The organism is Streptomyces sp. NPDC088387 (genome assembly GCF_044753385.1).
Classification (GTDB): Bacteria; Actinomycetota; Actinomycetes; order Streptomycetales; family Streptomycetaceae; genus Streptomyces.
Genome location: NZ_JBIVNC010000014.1, coordinates 1 through 19106 on the forward strand (window position 1 = coordinate 1; position 19106 = coordinate 19106).

Annotated in this window: 18 protein-coding genes; 5 read left to right on the top strand and 13 right to left on the bottom strand. The window is 71.4% G+C overall.

Translation table 11 applies throughout. From position 1 onward, the window contains the following. Positions 1-139: Fe-Mn family superoxide dismutase (locus ACIQAC_RS30920; RefSeq protein WP_402197120.1), on the top strand; the 139-nt coding region annotated here is incomplete at its 5' end. A gap of 218 nt (positions 140-357) precedes the next feature. Beyond that, positions 358-1095 carry a dienelactone hydrolase family protein gene (locus ACIQAC_RS30925; protein ID WP_402196765.1) on the top strand — a complete coding sequence of 246 codons (738 nt, stop codon included), beginning with the start codon at positions 358-360 and terminating at the stop codon, positions 1093-1095. A gap of 65 nt (positions 1096-1160) precedes the next feature. On the opposite strand, the gene ACIQAC_RS30930 is transcribed toward ACIQAC_RS30925, so the two are convergent. Together ACIQAC_RS30930 and ACIQAC_RS30935 are read right to left on the bottom strand one after the other, a co-directional pair. Next, on the bottom strand, positions 1161-2648 hold the full coding sequence (locus ACIQAC_RS30930) for a long-chain fatty acid--CoA ligase (RefSeq protein ID WP_402196766.1): 1488 nt from the start codon (positions 2646-2648) through the stop codon (positions 1161-1163). Between the two features lie 225 nt (positions 2649-2873). Continuing rightward, on the bottom strand, positions 2874-3785 hold the full coding sequence (locus ACIQAC_RS30935) for an amidohydrolase family protein (RefSeq protein ID WP_402196768.1): 912 nt from the start codon (positions 3783-3785) through the stop codon (positions 2874-2876). A gap of 271 nt (positions 3786-4056) precedes the next feature. On the opposite strand from ACIQAC_RS30935, the gene nhaA reads away from it, so the two are divergent. The 3 genes from nhaA (at position 4057) to ykgO (ending at position 6380) form a co-directional block, all read left to right on the top strand. Further along, the gene (gene nhaA / locus ACIQAC_RS30940) at positions 4057-5937 is read left to right on the top strand and encodes a Na+/H+ antiporter NhaA (protein WP_402196769.1); all 1881 of its coding nucleotides are present in this window, start codon (positions 4057-4059) and stop codon (positions 5935-5937) included. A 102-nt stretch (positions 5938-6039) separates the two neighbouring features. After that, complete coding sequence (gene rpmG, locus ACIQAC_RS30945) at positions 6040-6204, top strand: 50S ribosomal protein L33 (protein ID WP_402196772.1); 165 nt, start codon at positions 6040-6042, stop codon at positions 6202-6204. Positions 6205-6257: 53 nt separating this feature from the next. Next, a complete protein-coding gene (gene ykgO / locus ACIQAC_RS30950; RefSeq protein ID WP_402196774.1) occupies positions 6258-6380 on the top strand; it encodes a type B 50S ribosomal protein L36 in 123 nt (40 codons plus the stop codon). Between the two features lie 62 nt (positions 6381-6442). Here ykgO and ACIQAC_RS30955 read toward each other — a convergent pair whose 3' ends face one another. From ACIQAC_RS30955 to ACIQAC_RS31005, 11 genes are all read right to left on the bottom strand, one after another. After that, positions 6443-7033 carry a GNAT family N-acetyltransferase gene (locus ACIQAC_RS30955; protein WP_402196777.1) on the bottom strand — a complete coding sequence of 197 codons (591 nt, stop codon included), beginning with the start codon at positions 7031-7033 and terminating at the stop codon, positions 6443-6445. A gap of 3 nt (positions 7034-7036) precedes the next feature. Further along, positions 7037-7303: an acyl carrier protein gene (locus ACIQAC_RS30960; RefSeq protein WP_402196779.1), complete on the bottom strand. Its 267-nt coding sequence runs from the start codon at positions 7301-7303 to the stop codon at positions 7037-7039. Further along, complete coding sequence (locus ACIQAC_RS30965; RefSeq protein ID WP_402196781.1) at positions 7293-8807, bottom strand: AMP-binding protein; 1515 nt, start codon at positions 8805-8807, stop codon at positions 7293-7295. Before ACIQAC_RS30965 ends, ACIQAC_RS30960 begins: the two co-directional genes overlap by 11 nt. Then, on the bottom strand, positions 8804-10807 hold the full coding sequence (locus ACIQAC_RS30970; protein WP_402196784.1) for a class I tRNA ligase family protein: 2004 nt from the start codon (positions 10805-10807) through the stop codon (positions 8804-8806). The genes ACIQAC_RS30965 and ACIQAC_RS30970 overlap by 4 nt, the downstream gene beginning before the upstream one ends. Next, entirely contained in the window at positions 10804-11889 is a 1086-nt protein-coding gene (locus ACIQAC_RS30975) for an NAD(P)/FAD-dependent oxidoreductase (protein ID WP_402196786.1), read from the bottom strand. The genes ACIQAC_RS30970 and ACIQAC_RS30975 overlap by 4 nt, the downstream gene beginning before the upstream one ends. Continuing rightward, positions 11886-13199 carry a lysine N(6)-hydroxylase/L-ornithine N(5)-oxygenase family protein gene (locus ACIQAC_RS30980; protein WP_402196787.1) on the bottom strand — a complete coding sequence of 438 codons (1314 nt, stop codon included), beginning with the start codon at positions 13197-13199 and terminating at the stop codon, positions 11886-11888. Before ACIQAC_RS30980 ends, ACIQAC_RS30975 begins: the two co-directional genes overlap by 4 nt. 44 nt (positions 13200-13243) lie before the next feature. Next, positions 13244-14425, bottom strand: coding sequence for a saccharopine dehydrogenase C-terminal domain-containing protein (locus ACIQAC_RS30985; protein ID WP_402196789.1), 1182 nt, complete (start codon positions 14423-14425; stop codon positions 13244-13246). Then, positions 14415-15497 carry a saccharopine dehydrogenase gene (locus tag ACIQAC_RS30990; protein ID WP_402196792.1) on the bottom strand — a complete coding sequence of 361 codons (1083 nt, stop codon included), beginning with the start codon at positions 15495-15497 and terminating at the stop codon, positions 14415-14417. Before ACIQAC_RS30990 ends, ACIQAC_RS30985 begins: the two co-directional genes overlap by 11 nt. After that, complete coding sequence (locus tag ACIQAC_RS30995; RefSeq protein WP_402196795.1) at positions 15497-16717, bottom strand: acyl-CoA dehydrogenase family protein; 1221 nt, start codon at positions 16715-16717, stop codon at positions 15497-15499. Before ACIQAC_RS30995 ends, ACIQAC_RS30990 begins: the two co-directional genes overlap by 1 nt. A 64-nt stretch (positions 16718-16781) precedes the next feature. Continuing rightward, on the bottom strand, positions 16782-18608 hold the full coding sequence (locus tag ACIQAC_RS31000; protein ID WP_402197122.1) for an FAD/NAD(P)-binding protein: 1827 nt from the start codon (positions 18606-18608) through the stop codon (positions 16782-16784). 87 nt (positions 18609-18695) lie between these two features. After that, positions 18696-18944, bottom strand: coding sequence for an acyl carrier protein (locus tag ACIQAC_RS31005; protein WP_402196798.1), 249 nt, complete (start codon positions 18942-18944; stop codon positions 18696-18698). Positions 18945-19106 lie beyond the last annotated feature (162 nt).

The window sequence follows — 19106 nt, forward strand, 5'->3', positions numbered from 1 at the left end:
GCACGCCTTCTACCTCCAGTACAAGAACCAGAAGGTCGACTTCATCGACGCCATGTGGGCCGTCGTCAACTGGCAGGACGTGGCCCGGCGTTACGCCGCGGCCAAGGAGCGCGGCGACAGCCTGCTGCTCGCCCCGTGACGCCGTAGCGCCGGCCGCCGTACGCACACGTCCTTCGGCGAAAAACCTGTTGGCGGACCGGCGGGACCACGGCTAGGTTGCCGGTGGCCGTGCGTGAGGACGAGGAGGTGGTACCCGTGAACACAGAATCGACATGGGTGCTCCCCTCCGGGGTCACGGTCGGACGTTAGGCAGGTCGTCCGGGAGCGCCGCTCTGAGCACTCCCGAAAGGCACGACCGTGTACTTCACTTCCGAACAGCTCCTCGACGACGGTGTCCTCGAACGCGAGTTCACCGTCGGCGAGATCCCCGGCACGCTGTGGATTCCCGCCTCCGCCGGAGCCTCCGGGGCCGCACCCGTCCCGCTGGTCCTGATGGCCCACAACAACGGCCTGCCCAGGACCCAGTCCCGGCTGGTGGCACGGGCCCGGCACTGCGCGGCCCACGGCTACGCGGTGGCCTCCATCGACGCCGCCGGGTGCGGTGACCGGCCCCGTTCCGCCGCCGACGAGCAGGCCCGCATCGAGCTCCGCCGGGCGATGCAGGCCGGCGAGCCGGTCGACGAGATCTTCGAGTCCTTCATCGGCCCGCTGGTCGAGATGGCGGTCCCGGACTGGCGGACCACCCTCGACGCCCTGCTCACGCTGCCCGAGATCGGCGGACCGGTCGGGTACTCGGGGTGGACCGCCGTCGGCATCCGGCTCGCGGTGGTCGAGCCACGTATCGCGGCCGCCGGCTTCTTCGCCGGAGGGTATGTGCCCCGTGCCCAGCGCGACGAGGCCCGGCAGGTCACCGTCCCGCTGCTGTTCCTGTTGCAGTGGGACGACGAGGGGAACCCGCGCGAGCGCGCCCTGGACCTGTTCGACTCCTTCGGTACGAAGGAGAAGACGCTGCACGCCAACCTCGGCGGGCACACCGGCACCCCGTGGTTCGAGGTGGAGGACGGGAACCGGTTCTTCGGCCGGCACCTGAAGTGACGCCGGGGCGCGTGATGTGACGCCCGGCGGCCGGGCCGGCCAGTGAGGTCACGCCCGGCCGCCGCTCACCGCACCGGCACGCGGATCCGCCCCTTGAGGATCTTGCCGGTGGGCCCGGTCGGCAGCTCGTCCGCCAGCCACACCACACGCGGGTACTTGTACGCCGCCACCCGCTCCTTGACGAACTGCCGCAGCTCGTCGGGCGTGGCCCGTGCCTCAGGGCGCAACACCACCGCTGCCGCCACCTCCTCGCCGAGATGTGTGTCCGGCACGCCCACCACCGCGGCCAGCGCCACGGCCGGGTGCTCGTGGAGCACCTCCTCGATCTCGCGCGGGTAGACGTTGTAGCCACCGCGGATGATCATGTCCTTCTTGCGGTCGACGATGAAGAGGAAACCGTCCTCGTCCTGGCGGGCGAGGTCACCGCTGCGCAGCCAGCCGTCGGGGATCGCGGCAGCCGTGTCCTCCGGGCGGTTCCAGTACCCCTTCATCAGGTTCGGCCCGCGCACCACCATCTCGCCGATCTCGCCGGTGGCCACGTCCTGGCCCTTGTCGTCGACGACCCGCACCTCGACGTCCTTGATGGGGGTGCCGATCGACCCCGCCTTGCGCGGCCGGTCGAGGTGGTTGAACGTCACCACCGGACTGGTCTCGGACATGCCGAATCCCTCCAGCACCACACAGCCGAAACGCCGTTCGAAGCCGTGCAGCACCTCCACCGGCAGCGAGGCGCCGCCGGAGATGCACAGCCGCAGGGTGGACACGTCGGCCTGCGACGGGTGCTGGAGCAGTGCCGCGTACATGGTTGGCACACCCTCGAACACCGTCGCGCCGTCACGGACGATGGCCTCCAGCACGGTCCCCGGATCGAATCGCGGGATCAGCACGAGGGAGGCACCCGCGTGGACGCTCACGCTCATCGTGCAGATCTGGCCGAAGATGTGGAACAGCGGCAGACAGCCCACGACGACGTCCTTCGCCGTCATCCGCTGCACATGAACGGTGTTGACCTCGGTGTTGTGCCGCAGCCCGGCGTGGGTGAGCGTGGCGCCCTTGGGCCGGCCGGTGGTGCCGGACGTGTACAGCAGCACGGCCACGTCCTCGTCGTCCGGCTCGCTCACCTCCGGCAGCGGTTCGTGACCGGCGAGCAGGGCGGCGAAGGCGGTGGGCTCGACGCTCCTGTGCCGCACGCCGGCGGCGGCCGCGCCCTGCTCGTCCTCCCCTGGCGTCCGATGCCACGCGAAGAGCAACCCGGCACCCGAGTCACGCAGGTGGTACTCGACCTCCCGGGTCTTGAGCAGCGGGTTGACCGGCACCACGACCGCTCCGGCGCGCAGCACGCCGTAGTACAGGACGACGAACTCGGGAACGTTCGGCAGCATCAGGGCGACCCGGTCACCCACCCGTATCCCCTCGGCCCGCAGTAACGCGGCGGCGCGGGCGCTGCGTTCGTCGAGTTCGGCGAAGGTGGTGACCTCGCTCCCCAGCCGCAGCGCGGGCCGGTCCGGCTGCCGCCGCGCCGACTCCACCAGGAACTCCGCCAGATTGGCCATGACCGCCTCCACGAACGTCACCGTCGGAATCCGCTGTTCACGTTGACCAGAACGTGCGGTCGACCGTGGCAACGGCCTGAACGCGGCAGGAAAGCAGCCGCACGGCCGCATTGTTCCGGAGCGGGAGACGGGGGCGCCAGACGGCGGCAGGCCACGCGTCACCGCCGGCTCACCTCAGGCCGGCCCGGCTCCGGAGGAGTTCCACGCCGTCGCCCTGGATGCCCGTCATATCCCGAACAGCCGCGCCGCGTTGTCGTGGCACACCGCCCGCAGCCACGCGTCCCCGAGGTCCAGCCGCTCCAGCGCGTGGAGCTGGTCCATGTACGGATAGGGGATGTTGGGGAAGTCCGTGCCCAGCAGCACACGGTCGCCGAGCGCGGCGAGCCGCGGTACGGCGTGGCGCGGGAACGGCATGAAGTCCTCGGTGAAGTCGGTGAACGCCATCGTGGTGTCCAGCCGCACCTCGTCGTGTCGCTCGGCGAGATCCAGGAACTCGGCGTACTCGGGCATGCCCAGGTGCGCGATCACCAGGCGCAGGCCGGGGTGGCGGGCCAGGACCCGGGCGACGGGCTCCGGTCCGGTGTGCTTGCCCGGCGCGGGACCCGAACCGCAGTGGATCACCACGGGGATCCGTGCCTCGGCCAGCAGTCCCCAGGCCGGTCGCAGGAGTTCGTCGGCGGGGTCGTAGGCACCCACCTGGACGTGTGCCTTGAACACGCGGGCGCCCGCTTCGACGGCCTCCCGGACGTACGACTCGACACCCGGCTCGGGGTACAGGGTGGCCGTGTGCAGGCAGTCGGGGGTGCGCGCGGCGAACTCGGCGGCCCAGTCGTTGAGCCAGCGGGCCATGCCGGGCTTGTGCGGATAGAGCATCGCGGTGAACGCGCGGACGCCGAACTCCCTGAGCAGCGCGGTGCGTTCGGCCTCGTCCCTGCGATAGGTGATCGGCCAGGCCAGGCCGCCGGTCAGCGGGCCGAGGGAGTCGAAGTAGTCCCAGACCTTGTGGAGCACACGGACCGGCATGAAGTGCGTGTGGACGTCGATCAGACCGGGCAGACCGAGGCGGCCCCAGAAGCGGCGGACCTCGGCGGGCTCCTGGGCGGTGTGGCCGGCGGGGGCCGTGGCGTGATCGTTCATGCAGACCACGATCGGTGCCCGGCGCGGCGAGGACCAGCCTTCCGCGGACATCGGTGTATGAGGCATCCGTCACGCCGGGTGAACGGCTGCCGAAGTTCCGCAGTCCGGTGTCACCCGGCCACGACAGCTGCGGCGGCTGCTGGGCCGGCTCCCGTCCGGCCCGCTCCGGGTGCGGAATCACGGCGGCAGCGGTGATGTTGCTTGCAAGTGCGGCCGGACGCCCCGATCCGGCAGCTGGAACACGTACCGATCACGAAGTGAGCCGCTGAGCATGGTCTTCCCACCCGGCGACTACACCAGTCAGACGTCCTGCGGCGGCTCCCGCTCGCCGCTGCGGGAGTTTCTGCGCACCGAGACCGGAAGCGCCGCCGTCCTGGTGACGGCGGCGCTCGCCGCGCTGCTGTGGGCCAATGCGGCCCCCGGCACCTACGAGTCGTCCTGGCACACCCACCTGTCCGTGGGGCTCGGCGGCCACGAGTTGTCGCTGACCCTGCGCGAATGGGTGAACAGCGGGCTGATGGCCCTGTTCTTCTTCGTGGTGGGCCTTGAGGCCCGCCGCGAGTTCGACATGGGGGAGCTGCGCGACCGCAGCCGGCTCGCCCTGCCGCTCGCGGCCGGCGCCGCGGGCATGCTCGTGCCCGTCGCGATCTACCTGATGTTCAACGCGGGCGAGAGCACCGTGCACGGCTGGGGCGCCGCCATGTCCACGGACACCGCCTTCGCCCTGGGCGTGCTCGCCGTCGTCGGCCGGCGGATGCCGAGCGGGCTGCGGGTCTTCATCCTCACGATCACCGTCGTCGACGACTTCCTCGCCCTCGGCGTCATCGCCGTCGCCTACAGCGACCGGATCTCCGTACCCGCCCTGCTCGTCGCGATCGGCGTCTTCGCCGTCGTCCTGCTCGTACGGCGGCTCGGAGTGCGGCGCGGCGCGGTCTACGGGGTGCTGGCCGTCGTGGCGTGGGGCGCGCTGGTGGAGTCCGGCGTGGACCCGGTGGTGATCGGCCTCGCCATGGGGCTGATCACCTACGCCTACCCGGCCGCGCGCGAGAACCTGGAGCACGCCACCGGGCTGTTCCGGCTCTTCCGCGAGCAGCCCACACCCGAGCTGGCCCGCTCGGTCCGGGCCGGACTCGCCTCGGCGATCTCGCCCAACGACCGGCTTCAGGGACTGTTCCACCCCTGGACGAGCTATGTCGTCGTACCGCTGTTCGCGCTGGCCAACACCGGCATCCAGCTCAGCGCGGACCAGCTGGGGCGTGCCTTCACCTCTCCCGTCACGCTCGGCATCCTCGTCGGATTCGTCGTGGGCAAGCCGCTGGGCATCCTCGGAGCGTCCGCGGTGGCGCACGTGCTCGGCCGCGGGCGGTTGCGGCTGCCCGTCGGCTGGGGAGCCGTGGCCGTGGGCGGCACCCTTGCCGGGACCGGCTTCACCGTCTCCCTCCTCATCGCGACGCTCGCCTTCGAGGGCACCCAGCTGGAGAACGCCAAGATCGGCATCCTGAGCGCGGTGATCGGCGCCTTCCTGCTCAGCCGCCTCGCCACCTGGCTGATCACACTGCTGCCCGCCCGGCTGCGGCGCCGGGCGCTCCTGGGCGACTCCGAGACCATCGTCGACCTGGCGGTACCGGTCGACCCCGACCGCGACCACATCCGCGGCCCGCGGCACGCGCCGGTGACCGTGGTGGAGTACGGGGACTACGAGTGCCCCTACTGCGGCCTGGCCGAGCCCGTCGTACGCGAACTGCTCGGCGACTTCGGTGACGTGCGGTACGTGTGGCGCCACCTGCCCCTGACGGACGTGCACGTGCACGCGCAGGTGGCCGCCGAGGCCGCTGAGGCGGCGGACGCGCAGGGCCGCTACTGGGAGATGCACGACCTCCTCATGAGCCACCAGGGCGCGCTGCGTATCGACCACCTCCTGGACTACGCCGGGGAGATCGGTCTGGACGTGGACCGCTTCGAGCTCGACATGAAGCAGCCCGCCGTCGCCGAGCGCATCGCAGCGGACGTGGACTCCGCGGACCTGAGCCAGGTCGCGGGGACACCCACGTTCTTCGTCAACGGGCACCGGCACCAGGGCGCCTACGACATCGAGAGCCTCTCGGTGGCCGTGCGCACGGCACGCGAGCGGGCGAAGGTCGCGGGTCACTGAGGGCCGGGGGCGCCGGGAATGCGGAGCGGGGTGTCCGCGTTGTGACCGGTGGCTGACATGTTCGGGTCACTGAACCCGGGCGGCGGTGAAAGGAGCAACCCCATGGCACGCAGTACCACGCGTCCCGTCGTGAAGCTGAGGTCGACGGCCGGAACCGGTGTCACCTACGTGACCCGCAAGAGCCGGATCAACGACCCCGACCGGCTGGTCCTGCGCAAGTACGACCCGGTACGTGGCGAGCACGTCCTCTTCCGCGAGGAGCGCTGACGCTCCGCTCCGGACGACGGCACCACGGTCCGTACGATCTTGAGGAGACCCCGATGAAGGTGCGCAAGTCGTTGCGCTCGCTGAAGAACAAGCCCGGCGCCCAGGTGGTGCGCCGGCGCGGCGTGACATTCGTGATCAACAAGAAGGAACCGCGGTTCAAGGCGCGCCAGGGCTGACCCGACGCCCACGTGAAAACGGAGGCGGTGCCGCTGCACGAGCGGCACCGCCTCCGGTCGCTTCACGCCGGGTCGGTCAGGAGGTGCTCCCTCACACGCGGCCACTCGGCGCGCAGGACGCTGTAGAAGATGGCGTCGCGGCGGCGGCCTCCGGGCATGTAGTTGAAGCTGCGGAGGGTGCCCTCCTCGGTGGCGCCGATGTTGAGCAGCCCGTGGCGGGCCTGCTCGTTGAGGATGTCCGTCTTGAACTCGACACGTTCGGCGCCGAGTTGGTCGAAGGCGTGCCGCAACATCAGGTACTTGGCCCAGCGGTTGACACCTTCGCCGCGGAAGTCCCGGCCCAGCCAGGACCAGCCGATCTCCAGCCGGGCGTCCGCCTCGGCCAGGTTGCCGAAGCTCATACTGCCGGCGATCCGGCCGGAGGCCTTGTGGGTGATGACGAACACCACCCGGCGGCCCGCGGCCTGGTCGGCGAGGCAGGTGTCGAAGAACACCTTGAAGTCGGCGTCGTTCTCCACGGCCGCCACGAAGTACCGCCAGATGTGGGGGTCCATCGCGACGGCCCGAATTCCCTCACGGTCCGCCTCGGTGACCGGATGGAGTTCGACGTGCTCGTTCTCAAGGACTGTTGACGCTTTGTCGGCCCAGGTCATGATTCAGTTTCCCACCGGACCCGCATGTCGCGCGAGTGCCTCTGTCACGTCACGCAGGGTCTTCATTCCGGCCAGGTCGTCCTCGGTGAAGTGCGACAGGTCGACCTCGGTGCTCTCGCACAACTCGGTGAGGAACAGCACCTTGTTGAGGGAGGTCAGCGCGTACTGACCGACCATGTCGGCGTCGAGGTCGAGTGCCGCCGGGTCGACCTCGTGGGTCAGGACGGCGGAGAGCTGTTCGCGGGCGGCGGTCTCCAGCTCAACGGGCATGGATTCCCTCCTCGGGGTCGTGGACGGCGGTGTGGTGGGCGGCGAGGATCTGCTGCCGCTTCGGCTTGTACTGCGAGGTGAGCAGGCCGTTGCCGATACTGAACGGCTCGTTGGCGACGATCACCCGGCTGATCCGCTCGTCCGGAGTGACGGCGGCGTTGGTCAGGGCGAGCCGGGCGCCGATCGCGTCCAGGTCGGCGGGGACGCGGGCGGGGGAGACCACCGCGACCAGCTCGGTCTGACCGGGGCAGAACAGCACACAGTCGGCGATCGCCGCATCGGCCTTCATCTGCTCCTCGACCGGCCGGACGACGACCTTCTTGCCGTTGTCCAGCACGATCACGTCGTCCGCGCGGCCCCGCACGAACAGGAACCCGTCCTCGTCGAGGTGCCCGAGATCGCCGGTGCGGACCGTGCCGTCGGCGGCGAACACCCGCTCCGAGTCACCGGGCCGTGCATAGGTGTAGCGGGTGTTGACGGGGTGCTCGCTGCGGACGTGGATGATGCCGTCCTCGTCGATCAGCACCTCCTTGCCACTGAGCACCTGGCCGACGCTGCCCTCGCGGTGCGCCTTGGGGTGGTTCTTGGTGACGATGCAGGTCTCGTTGAGGCCGTAGCCCTCGAAGAGGGGCAGTCCGGCCTCGTCGAAGAAGCGCAGGGTGCTCGGGTTCGCCGGCGCCGACCCGGTCCACAGATACCGGACGCGGTCGCCGAACACGGCCTGGGCCGCCTCCTCCAGGGAGGCCGCCCGGCGCGCCTTGGCCTCGATCTGGCGCTTGGCGGTCTCGTAGAACGCCGGCACCCCCATCACCACGGTCGGCCGCGCCCGGCGCAGCGCCGCGAAGGCCGCCTCGTAGGTGCTGACCGTGACGTCGTGGCCGTGCAGCAGCGCCGAGTAGATCCAGTAGCGCTGCTGGAGCAGGGAGAGCGGCAGGAACACGAACAGGTCGTCGCCCGGCCCGTGTTCGAAGATCTCCTGCACGGCCCGCAGTGAGCTGTCGATGCTGCCCGCCGTCGCGCCGAGCCCCTTGGGCGTGCCGGTGCTGCCGGACGTGAACTTGATCGTGGTGACGTCCTTGGGACCCCACGTCACCGGCGGCAGCGCGGGCTCGTCCAGGTCGGTGCGCCCGGCCGCCTCCGCCACCTCGCTCATCGTGACCGTGCCGGGCACGTCGGACGGCCGGTCGACGAACAGGTACGTCAGTCCGTAGTCGGTCAGCAGGTCGGCGGTGGGCGTGAACTTGCCCGGTTCGAGGCCGGCCGTCTCCACCTTCAGCCGCAGGGCCGCCAGGTCGAGCAGCACCCACTCGGGTCCGTTGGCCCCGAGGACGCCGATCCGGTCACCCGGGCGCACCCCCCGGTCGAGCAGCCACCGGGCCACCCGGCCGGAGCGCCGGTACAGGTCGGACAGGGTGAGCGTGCGGGTGCCCTGGAGACCGGCGAAGGAGATGTTCCCGGCGGCCGGTTCGGTGGCGACGAGCCGGCCGAGGGTCTCCCGCGTCACCGGTCCGACTCCGGGCGGGTGCCAGCCGCGGGCTTGAAGAACACCGCGTCCGCGAGCCGGATCTCACTGCCGGGGGCGACGAGCTCCACCGTGCGCGGCCACTCGGCCGGCTGCGGAACCCCGAGCGCGCCGGCCAGCCGGCCCGCGAAGCGGGGCATCAGCGGTGCGGCGGCGTGGGCGAGCAGCCGGGCCGCGGCCAGCTCCAGGGCGATCGCCGTACGCGCCTCGTCCTGCCAGCCGGCGCTCTGCGCGGTGCGGGCCTCCCGGCGGGCGAAGCGCACGGTGTCCTCGACCAGCCCGTCCAGCTCCGCCGCGGCCTCGTTGAGGCTGAAGCCGTCGGAGCGCAGCGCGCCGGTGACCGCGTCGAGCCGGGCGCCCAGGCGGGCCAGGAACGCCGAGTGCTCCGGCGTCCAGACACCCGCGTCGGGCACCTTGCCGTCGTACTGCTTGGCGACCCGCGTGCCCAGGTCGTTCAGCCACTGCTGCCAGGTGCCGATCAGTGTGTCGTCGAGCGCCGACTCGAAGTCCGCGCGCCGGAAGTTGGTGCGCTCACCCTCGGGCCGGGTGCGGCTGAGGAAGTACCGAACGGCGTCGACGGTGTCCTCGTTGAGGATCTCCTTGCCCCAGATGGCGTGCCGCCGGCTGGTCGAGAACTTCTCGCCCTCCAGCAGATAGAACTCGTTGACGTGGTAGTCGATGTCCGGCCGCCAGTCCGGGTGGGCCAGCTTGTACAGCACCGGGTACAGCACCGAGTGGTAGAAGCTGTTGTCGTAGCCGAAGAAGTGGACGATCTTCCAGTCCTGCTCCGGCGCCGCCGCCTTCCAGCCGCGGTCCAGCCGCACTCCCAGCGACTCGATGCCGTGCAGGAAGCCGTACGACATCTCGGGCCAGACCCAGATGACCTGTCCGTCGACGTCCTGCTCGGCCGGGGGCACACCCCAGTCGGCCGGGTGCGAGAGCGGGATGTCCATCGCCGGGCGGGCGAAGAGCCGGTCGCCGAGCTCCCGCAGCCGGGCCGGGACCCGGCCGTGCGTGTGATGCTCGGCGACGTCCTCGCGGAACAGGTGCAGCGGCAGCGACCAGCGGGCCAGCGGGGCGCGCCGCGGCTCGGCGTCCGACGCGTTGGACCGCGGATCCGCCAGGTCCACCACGGTGTTGGGCTCGCCGCACTCCTCGCAGATGTTGCCGCTGGTGCCCGAACCGCAGCCCGGGCAGCCGCCCTTGACGTCCACCTCGTACAGATAGCGGCCGCTCTCGCCGTCGAACAGGGCGTCCCGCTCGGTGACCGTGGCCCAGCCCGAGCCGACGACCCGGGTGAAGAAGTCCTGAAGGCCCTGCCGGTAGCCGGGCTCGGCGTCGGTGACCGTGTACTGGTCCGGGACGATGTCCATCAGCGCCAGCGTCCGCGCGATCTCGGCGCTGTAGTGCGCGGCGGTCTCCGCGGGCGCGCGGCCCTCGCGGTCGGCGGCGCCCACCACATAACTCTGGTAGTCGTCACTGCCCGTCAGATGCCAGGCCTCGGTGCCGTTCATCCGCTGGAACCGGACGAACGCGTCCGCGCCCAGATAGGGGCCGGACAGATGCCCGAGGTGCAGATCGCCGTTGGGCGTGGGCGGCGTCGAGAAGACGAACACCGGGCGCTCGCCGAACGCGAGGCGCTGCTCCTCACCGGCCGACTTCATGGCCCGGACCGGGTCGCGCCAGTACTGGGTGAGGAAGACCAGGTCGCTGTCGCCGGTGTTCTCCAGGACATGCGACTCGAAGGGCTCGAACAGGGCCAGCGTGCCGGGCTTCGCCGGATGGCGGCGGCCGTCCACGACGAACTCGCCCTGCCCGGCGACGATGACGAAGAACTCGGTCTCGTCGTGCTGATGGCTGGTCGACGCCCCGCCCGGCGTGACCCGCCCCCAGCCGGCGCCCACCCCGAGGCCCTCGACACTGCTCATGCCGATGCCGAAGGCGGGCGCCAGGGCGCGCGGGTCGAACGTACTGATGATCATTTCTCGGTGTCCTTCCGGTCCGTGCGGGACGGGGGCTGCGGGGAGAGCAGACGGACGGTCTCGCGCGCGAGGGCCGGGGCCAGCCGGTATCCGGAGCCCCCGGCGGCGCCCGCGAACACGACCCGTCCGTCGTCGGTGAGCGGCCGCACCAGCGGGACCCCGCCGGGCGCGTACGCGTCGCAGAAGACCCGGCCCGAGACACAGCGGTCGGCCAGCCGGGGCGCGTACCGCTCCAGCAGCTCCCGGGCCTCGGCGAGATGGGCCGGGGTGGGGCCCGGCTCCACGGTGTCGGGGTCCACGTCCCATTCCGTGCAGGTGTAGCTGAACAGCCAGTGACCCCGGTGCCGGTACGGCAGCAGGAAGGCGTCCTCCTCCTGGAGGACGATCGCGCCGTCGTCCTTGCCCGGGGCCTCCTCGATGTGCAGGGCGACGATCTTCTTGACCCGCGCCCCGAGGGGTTCCACCAGGTGGGCCCACGCCTTGGCGGCGAGCCAGGGACCCGGCGCGAGCACCACCCGTTCGGCGGTGAGGGTGTCGCCGGTGCCCAGGGACAGCCGGACCCCGTCCGCCTCCGGTGACACACCGGTCACCGTCACGCCCTCCAGGAACTCCACGCCGGGCCGCAGCTCGGCGGCGAGGGCCTGGGTGAGGGCGGGGACGTCGGCGTACTGGCAGCCGTCCCCGGTCCAGGCGGCCGAACCGGCCGGCACGGTGACGCCGTCCGGCACCCCGGTAGCGCGCCGCAGGTCCGCCTCGGGCAGGTACACCTCGCGCAGCCGCGCCTCGGTGCTCTCGGGCGCGACGACCGTCATGGGGAGCGAGTGGATCGGCAACTCGGGGCGGGCGGCGACGAGTTCGGCGTAGTAGCGCTGGCTCTCGGCGGCCATGGCACGTACCGCCGGGCTCGCGCCCCGGGGGAAGTGCAGGCCCGCGGACCGGCGGCTGGCGCCGCCGGCGACGAGATCTCGGTCGACCACGGTCACCGAGGCGCCGGGATCCGCGGCCAGGATCTCGCGAGCGACGACACACCCGAGGATGCCTGCGCCGACGACGACGGTGCCGCGGACGTGCTCGGCCGTCATGGCGTCCTCCCGGCGCGTGGCTTGCTCGACCACTCGATGAACGACGGCAGTTGCTCGTTGCTCGACACCATCGCGAGCCGGTCCGCGATGCGCTGGCTGCGCCAGGCGTTCAGACTCAGGTTCGGGTCGGCGAGGCCCCGCTGGCCGCGGGCGGCGTTCTGCACGAACACCCGGCGGTCGTCCGGCCCGTCCCAGTACACGGCGTAGTCCTCGTCGATGCGCAGTTCGTCGCCGTCGCGCTCCAGACGGTCGGCGATCGGGTCGAGGAAGTCCATCCGGGTCGGCCGGAAGCCCGTCGCCCAGATCACCACGTCGGCCTCGAACACCTCGGTGGACTCGGGGTGGTCGTTGTGCCGCGACGCCACCTGCCAGCCGCCGTAGACCCCGTTGCTGACCTCGGTGACCTCGCGGTTCGGGTACAGGCCGACCAGGTCGACGTTGTTCTCCACGAACCGGTGCACGTAGGCCCGCTGGTAGATCTCCTTCAGCGTGCTCTCCGAAATGCCGTCGCTGGACAGGACGTTGCGCTCGTTGAAGGTGTGCCGGGCCTCGCGGCTCAGGTCGAAGAAGTAGTCCGCGTAGCACGGCATGTAGTAGTCGTTGGTGAACGGCGAGTCGTCGATCGGGAAGTAGTTGCCGCGCCGCGACACCCAGGAGACCCGGCGGGGCAGCTTGTCGCCGGGCTGGTTGATCAGGTCGAGGAACACCTCGGCGCCGGACTGTCCGCCACCGATCACCACGACCCGTTTGCCGCCCAGGTCGCGGGCCGACTCCAGGTACTCGTTGGCGTGGAACTGCGTCGGCCCCATCTTGTCGCGCACATGGCCCGGCACCCAGGGGCGGCTGCCCACACCGACGACGACGTTGTCCGCGGTGACCGTCCGCCGGTCCGTGCGGACCGTGAAGACACCGTCGAAGGTGACTTCCTTGACGGCCTCGCCGAACACGATGTTCTTGTTGCAACGGCTCGCCCACGCCAGGTAGTTGCGGTACTCGACCCGCGGCACGGCGTCGAACTGGGCGTTGAGGAAGTGGTACAGCCTGCCGTTGTCGTGCAGATACGACAGGAAGGAGAACGGGTTCCTGGGGTCGGCCAGGGTCACGAGGTCCTTGAACAGGGAGACCTGGAGGGTGTTTCCGGGCAGCTGCTGCCCGTCGTGCCAGCTGAAGGACTCCTTCCGGTCGAGGAAGAGACTGGTCACGTCCGGCCGGTTGTGCAGCAAGGACGCCAGGCTCAGATTGGCCGGTCCCACGCCGACTCCCAGGCAGCGATAGTGCTCCGCGCCGGAGCGAGTTGGCTCATGCACCATGTCGGGCTTCTCCTTTGGGCGGCTCGCCGCACTCGATGAGAGGGTCATGCGGATCGGTCGGTCTGTTCCGGCGGACCGTCGAAGGCGGTACGCAGGCCGTGGCTCCTCAGGAACTCCATCCAGCGCGCGGCCTCGTCGGCGGACTCGGCCGCGCGGTTGACGCCCGCCGGCAGGGCCCCGTCGAGGATCCGGGTCACCCCGTGGGCGACCGGCAGCGAGACACAGCGGGCCATCGCGCTCTCCGTCGCGTCACCCGTGACGTCCAGCACCTGTGCCTGCCGCCAGCGGGTGGCGCCGTCCGCGTCGCGGACGGTGAGCCCGACCGTGAGCACCACACGGTCCCGGTCGGCCTCCGTGGTCGGGTACCGGTCGGCGAGCTCCGCCGCCAGCGCCCGGACCGCCGTCTCGTCCCCGGCGCGGACGGTGTCGAAGACCGCCGCCCAGGCCGTACGCCAGCCCGCGTTGCGCAGCGTCCCCCGTACGAACGTCTCCAGCCGCCACCCCTGCGGGACGGCGTACTGGGCGACGAACGGCATGCTGTCCCGGTTGGGGTAGGCCTCGAACGCCTCCCCGTCGAGCACCAGCCGGCGCGTCGCCTCCCAGGGGTGCCGGGCCGTGCGCTCCTCACCTCCTTCGACGTACCGCGCGGGCGAACCGAGCGCGGCCAGCACCCCGTAGGGCGCCCAGCTGAACCGGTAGCGGAAGTCGTTGGGCACGGCCGGGACACCACCGCAGTACGAGGTGAAGTCCACGGCGGCGGCGGTGTCGCCGACGTCCTGCCGGGCCCGCTCGATCAGCTGGTGGGCCATCAGATGGTCGATGCCCGGATCGAGTCCGGCCTCGGTGAGGACCACGAGCCCGTCGGCGGTGGCCGTCTTCGCCTCCTCCTCCAGCTGCGCCGAGGTGTAGCTCGTACAGGCGAAGTGGGCGCGGCGGGCGAGGGCGAGCCGCAGCAGGGCCGGGTGTTCGGCCGCGGGCAGCATGGAGACGATCACGTCACCCGGGCCCACCCCGGCCTCCAGGGCACCCTCGCCGAGCGCCCGGACCTCCGCCCGGTCGCCGAGTCCCAGCGCGCTCAGGCGGCTTCGGGCCCGCTCGGCGGTGCGGTCCCACACGACGACCCGTTCGGCGCGGTCGCACAGGACGCCGAGTCCGGTACGGCCGGTGGACAGGCCGGTGCCGATCCAGTGGACGGTGCCGCTCGCGGTCGGCCGGTCAGCGCACATGGGCGTCCTCCTTGGTACGGTCGGCGACCGCGCTCGCCCCGGCCGCCCTGGCGAAGGTCAGCAGGCAGCGGAACCAGGCGCCGTCCCCGTCGCCGAGGCGCAGCAACTGCGGCCACAGCTCGGCGGAGAACGCCCGGCCGGCCTCGACCGGCAGCAGGGACGGGAGGTTGTCGACGGCGATCATGTCCAGCGGCCGGTCGCCGTCCCGCAGCCGGCGTACCGGGTGCTCCCAGTCGGTGACGGTGTCGTAGACGGGCAGGACGTTGCACTCCGAGTCCACGTCACAGGTCACGTCCGCGACGACGGACAGCCGGCGGTCGGGCGCGTCCAGGTCGGCCCCGGTCAGGAACGGCGGCACCGGTGTGGTCACCAGCACGGTGTTGACGAGGAGGTCGTGCCCGCGCAGCGCCTCCCGGTCCAGGTCGCGTGTCTCGGCGACGTCCCAGCGCACCGGGCTGATCCCGGCCGTCTCCAGGGCGTCGCATGCACCGCGTCCGCTGCGGCCGAGCGCCCCGACGACCAGTGCGCTGCCGTCGTCCGCAGTGTCGCCGCCCGCCCGCAGCAGCGCGTCCCACTCCGTCCGCTCCAGCGGCCGCAGCGGTGTTTCGAGGGCGCCGCGCCGGTGCAGTACGGCGAGGACGGCGCCCATGTAGCCCGCCCAGTACCCGAACGCGGCCAGCCGCCTGCCGTGGTCGTCCGTCAGGTACTCCAGGTCCAGCAGCACCCCGCCGCCCGCCTCGAACCGGCGCAGCAGTTCGGCGGCGCCCGCCTGGCCCTTGTAGGCGTGGCCGAAGAAGATGTGCCGGTGGCGCAGCGCGTACGGCTCGGCGGGCAGCTCCTTCAGGCCCAGCACGTAGTGGTCCTCGGGGGCGTCCACCCAGCTGCCCGCCGGTGCGGTGGCGCAGCCCGCGCGGACGTACTCGGCGAGCGGGAAGGCCCGTTGGGGGGACTCCTCGACGGTGATCGCGACACCCTCGCGGACCAGCCGCGCGGCGTCCTCGGGCACCAGCGGCGCCCGGCGTTCGGTGGCCCGGGTCTCGTGCCGCAGCCACAGGCGGGGCCCGGCGCCCATCAGCTCGGCTCCTTCGTGGCCCGGCGCTCCGCGACCCGGTCGGCCCGCCGCATGTCCAGGGAGCCGGCGATCGCCATCCGCAGGACGTCGGTACTGCCCTCGTAGATGCGCAGCGAACGGATCTGCCGGTACAGACGCTCGGGGAGACCGTCCTGGACCACCCCTGCCGCGCCGAACAGCTGGACCGCCGCGTCGACGGTCTGCTGGGCCGCCTCCGTGGCGTGCACCTTGGCGATGTTGGAGTGCCGGGCGAAACCCCGGCTGCCCCGGTCGCACTCCCAGGCGGCCCGCGCCGTGAGCAGCGCGGCGGCGTTCAGCCGCACCTCCATGTCGGCCAGTGACGCCTTCACCAGCTGGAGGTCGAGGAGTGTGCCGCCGTACGCCCTGCGGTCCCTGGTGTGCGCGAGCGCCGCGTCGGCGGCCCGGCGGGCGAAGCCCAGGGCGGCCGCGGCGACCGTCATCCGGAACCGTTCCAGCAGGTCGATGGCTATCACGAAACCCTTGCCGGGCCGGCCGAGCACGGCCTCGGCGGGCACCCGGCAGTTCTCGAACACCAGATGGCCGAACGAGCGTGGCGCGACGGCGTCGAGCGGTTCGACCCGCACCCCGGGCGTGTCGGCGGGCACCAGGAACGTCGTCAGTCCGAGCGGGCCCGGCCCTTCGCCGGTGCGGGCCACGACGACGAACAGATCGGCGATCGTGGCGTGCGCGATCCACGCCTTGGCACCGTCGAGCACGAAGTCGCCCCCGGACCTCTTCGCGGTCAGTCCGACCGCCGCGACCTCCGAGCCGGCCTCCTTCTCCGACACGGCGAACGCGCCGACCAGCAGCCCCTTGGCCATCCCCGGCAGATAGCGCCGCCGCTGCTCCTCGTCGCCGAACCGGATGATCGGCGTCGCGGACAGCGACTGGATGGAGTACGCGAAGTCCGCCAGGTCCTCGGTGTAGGCGAGCGCCTCACGGGCCAGACACAGGGCACGCAGATCGGTGGGCAGATCGTGCGGCCGGGCCGCCGGGTCGAGCCCGGCGAGCCAGCCGTCCTCGCCGAGCAGCTCGACCAACCGGCGCCCGGAGACGTCCGGACGGGTCCGGCGGACGGACTCCCACACCTCGCCGTAGCTGTCGCACCAGATGCCGATCTGGTCGGCGAACCGGCGGTGTCCGTCGTCGTAGAAGGGGAGTTGGAGCAGTTCGGGGTCGAACATCGTGGTCACGTCCACTGGGATGACTCCGTGCGGATTCCGGGCGGATGGGGGCGGGGTGAACGGCCCTCCTGTCGTGCGGTCATGAGGTCGTCACCGCGCGCGCGATGGCGTCCGCGTCTTCGAGGATCACCGAGCCGACGCCGGGGCGGATGCCCGCGGCCGTGGCCCAGTGGACGTACTCGGTCGGCACCCCGTAGGCGAATCTGCGCGGGTGGGGCTCGCCCGAGGCGTCGACCACGCGGTAGGGCCGCGCGGTGACGTCCAGGCCGCCGCTCTCGAACACCCCGTCGGCGTCCGGGATCCGATAGGTCCGGCACTGGCCGGTCGCCAGCAGATGACGCAGCAGCGGGTTGGTGCTGCGGCGCAGATCCGGTTCGGCGATCCGCGCCTCGATCAGCGCGGTGGCCGCCACCTCCGGACCGGGGACCACACCGGAGCCGATCAGGAAGCCGGCGCCGTCGGGGGCCGGACGGACCCGGGTGCCCGGACCGACGACCTGGAGCACCCCGCTCTCGACGAGCGCGATCATCTCCTCGACGCGCGAGCGCGGCGGGCCGATCGACAGGAACGCGTTGAGCGGCGTGAACCAGCCCATCACCTCGTCGCGGTACGACGTTCCGGTGATCCCGGAGTGGTCGATCGCGAGCCGCACCTCGTTGCGCAGGTCGCGCAGGACGTCCAGGGCCGCCTTGAGCGGGTTGTCCACGTTGCCGCCGCCGGCGTGCCGGACGTCGTCGCGCAGATGGTCGAGCAGCCACGCGTTGAAGTCGGCGCCGTCGCTGAACTCCCGGTCTCCCCAGGGGCGTTGGACGTAGTCCCAGTTCCACTCGTCCCGGTCGGTCAGGCCGGCCCGGCGCAGCACCCCGGGCCGTTCGGCCTCGGCGGCGGCCAGGTACTCGGCGAGGAAGCGGTCGGCCGTGGCGCGGTCCGTCCGCTGGGCGACGAGCGCGTGGTGGTGGACCGCGCGCACCTCCGCGTCCAGCAGCGGCCACACGTCCCGGCGGAACGTGGCGCCGGGGGTGTCACGGATCCGGCGCACCGCGTCCAGGGTCAGGAACAGCGGCTCGTGCCGGCCCGAGGGCCCCTTCTGGTTCTCGCCGCGCGCCTGGTACGGCACACCGCGCCGCGATCCGGCGTACAGCACCGGCTCCTGCCCCGAGGGGAGGTACAGCGGGCCGTCGGGGGAGCTGACGAACTTTCCGCCGCGGCCCTCGGTGAGGAGGGACAGCACGTCGAAGAAGGCCAGTCCGAGCCCGCGCACGGCAACGCTCTCACCGGGCTTGATGGCGTCGAGGTCGACATCGGCGGGGTTGCCGGGCGGTATGTACGTCAGTCCGTGGCGGTCCGCGTGGACCGCGAACCGCCGTTCCTCGTCGGTCGGTTCGTTGGCCCCGTGGCCGAGGGCCAGGACCACGGCGTCCAGGCCCGGCAGCCGGGTGCCGTCGTCCAGGGTGACGCACTGGCCGTCGGCCCCGTCGTCCAGCGCGACCGCCGTCGCGCGGTGGACGACGAAGCTCAGGCCGTCGGGGGCGTTGTCGACGAGGTGCCGGAACACCCACTCCAGGTAGTGGCCGTACTGGGCGCGGGACGGGTAGTCGTCGGGGCCGAGCAGCTCGGCGCCCGCCCACACCCGGTCGGTGTCCGCGGACCGGTGCAGCCACTCGTGCAGGCTCGGGCCCGGCCGGATCGGGCCGGTGCACTGGACACTGTCGTCGGTGAACTGGCTGACCTGGGAGGTCACCGTGTTCATGAGCAGATGGTGGGACTGCTTCGTGCGCCACGTGCGTCCCGGCCCCGGCGGAAAGGGGTCGACCACGTGGACCAGCAGCCGGCGCCCGTTGGTGTGATGGGCACTCAGCCGCTCTAGGACGGCGAGTCCTCGCGGCCCGGCTCCCACGACGCACATCGCCCTGGTCGACTGCGGCAAGGTCACATCTCCTTCAATCGGCCTGCCCGCACATGACGAGCGCCAGGACCTGGTCGGAAGGGGCTGCTAATTCCCCGTGGCGCGGCGCTTGGCTTCCTGGGTGAATTCCCCCAGGGTCATCGTCGTGAGCTTCTCCATCTCCTCGTCGGAGAATTCCACGCCGAAGTTGTCGAGCTGCATGACGAGCTCGGCGAGAGAGAGCGATTCCAATTCGAGGCCGCCGTCGCCGAGCGGTGTCTCGTCGTTCACCGAGTCCACCTCGAAGTTCATGTTGCGGAGCGTCTCGACCACGACTTCGCGCAGGTCAGTCGACATTTCTCTACCTCCAGTTGAGTGCTTTTGTGCCGCACGGAAGCGCCTCGGAAATTCACGAGACGAAAAGAAGAGCGAGGGTGGCGGTCATTTCGGCCGCGGCCGGGGAACGGCCAGAGAAGGTGCACCTTCAGCACATCGCATTACCGGCCGACTGCCAAGAGG